This window comes from Segeticoccus rhizosphaerae, from assembly GCF_009192725.1.
Taxonomy (GTDB): Bacteria; Actinomycetota; Actinomycetes; order Actinomycetales; family Dermatophilaceae; genus Segeticoccus; species Segeticoccus rhizosphaerae.
The window spans coordinates 1-1,587 of the sequence record NZ_VOHR01000532.1 but is presented as its reverse complement, the minus strand read 5'-3'; the positions used below and the strand labels follow the sequence as shown (position 1 = coordinate 1,587).

Annotated in this window: 2 protein-coding genes and 1 pseudogene; all 3 read left to right on the top strand. The window is 72.8% G+C overall.

Annotated elements, in window-relative coordinates:
• The first annotated feature begins 256 nt into the window (after positions 1-256).
• Positions 257-1,024: a sulfite exporter TauE/SafE family protein gene (locus FRW57_RS21415; RefSeq protein WP_137121605.1), complete on the top strand. Its 768-nt coding sequence runs from the start codon at positions 257-259 to the stop codon at positions 1,022-1,024.
• 8 nt (positions 1,025-1,032) lie between these two features.
• Positions 1,033-1,254, top strand: a pseudogene (gene larC, locus FRW57_RS25185) (nickel insertion protein); the annotation flags it as partial.
• 38 nt (positions 1,255-1,292) lie between these two features.
• On the top strand, positions 1,293-1,587 hold a 295-nt coding region (gene larC / locus FRW57_RS25180; RefSeq protein ID WP_476748666.1), incomplete at its 3' end, for a nickel pincer cofactor biosynthesis protein LarC.

Below are 1,587 nucleotides of genomic sequence, written 5' to 3'. Positions count from 1 at the left end.
CGCCCCCTACCATCCCGTCCGCGCCGGAGGACCCCGCGGCCCCGCCGACGCCGCCCACTCCGCCAGTGCCGCTCGAGACGGCCGACCCTGCGGACACGACTGAGCCCGGCGTGCCGAGGGAGGGCGACCAGGCCGACGAGGGCGGGCAGGAGCCGTGCGGCGACCAACCGCGCTGATCCACCAGCAGACGGCCGCCCCGGCGGACAGAGTGCGGACCGTGCCCGGGCACCCGGACACCCCTCGCTAGGGTGACCGGGTGTCCCTGCTCGAAGCCCTTGCCATCCTGCTGGCCGGCATGGCAGCCGGGACGATCAACGTCATCGTCGGCTCGGGCACCCTGATCACCTTCCCGACCCTGCTGTTCTTCGGCTACCCGGCCGTGGCGGCCAACATGTCCAACAGTGTGGGGCTCGTGGCCGGCGGCTTCTCGGGGGTCTACGGTTACCGGGCGGAGCTGCGTGGCCAGGGACACGTGCTGCGACAACTGGTGCCGGCCTCGCTGGCCGGGGGCGTGACCGGTGCGCTCTTGCTGCTGGGGCTGCCCCCGGACGCCTTCCAGGCGATCGTGCCGGTGCTCATCGCGATCGCGGCCCTGCTCGTGGTGCTGGGACCGGCCATCCAGCGCCGCTCCTCGGCCGCCCACCCCGACCGCCAGACGCCCACCCGGCGCTGGCTGCTGATCGGCGGGGTCTACCTCGCCGGCGCCTACGGCGGTTACTTCGGCGCCGCCCAGGGCGTGCTGCTGGTCGGGTTGATGAACGTGCTCATGAGCGCCGGCCTGCAGCGGATCAACGGGATCAAGAACGTCCTCTCCACCGTGGTGAACCTGGTCGCGGCGGTCACCTTCATGATCGTGGCGTGGGACCAGATCCGTTGGGAGGTCGCCGCGCTCATCGCCGTCGGCTCGCTGATCGGCGGCTATGTCGGGGCCCGCATCGGTCGGAAGATGCCCCCGTGGCTGCTGCGTAGCGTCATCGTGCTGATCAGCGTCGTCGCCATCACCAAGATCGTGTTCTTCGACTGAGGAGCGTCGTGCAGACCACCCAAGGCAGTGGCGACGGCGCGCCCCTGGCCGCGTGGATCGACGCCTCGGCGGGCACGGCGGGCGACATGCTGCTCGGCGCGCTGCTGGATGCCGGAGCTTCCCTGACCGAGGTGCAGGGGCCCGTGGACGCCGTCGTGCCCGGTGCGGTTCGGCTGCGGGTCGAGTCGGTGACGCGCGCCGGGCAGCGCGCCACGCGGGCCCAGGTCGAGGCGGTCGAGTCGACCCGGAGCACCGCACCTGGCGGTCGATCAAGAGCCTGCTCGAGGGCAGTGGTCTGGCCGCCCGGGTGCGCGACAGGTCCCTGGCCGTCTTCGGGGCCCTCGCCGCCGCAGAGGCACGGGTCCACGGCACGGACCAGGCCGACGTCCACTTCCACGAGGTCGGTGCACTCGACTCGATCGCCGACGTGGTGGGCGTCTGCGCCGCGCTCGAGGACCTGGGGGTCGCGACGTTCACGGCGAGCACGGTGGCGTTGGGCGCTGGGCGGGTCCGGGCGGCCCACGGCGACCTGCCCGTGCCGGTGCGTGCCGTGCTGGAGCTGT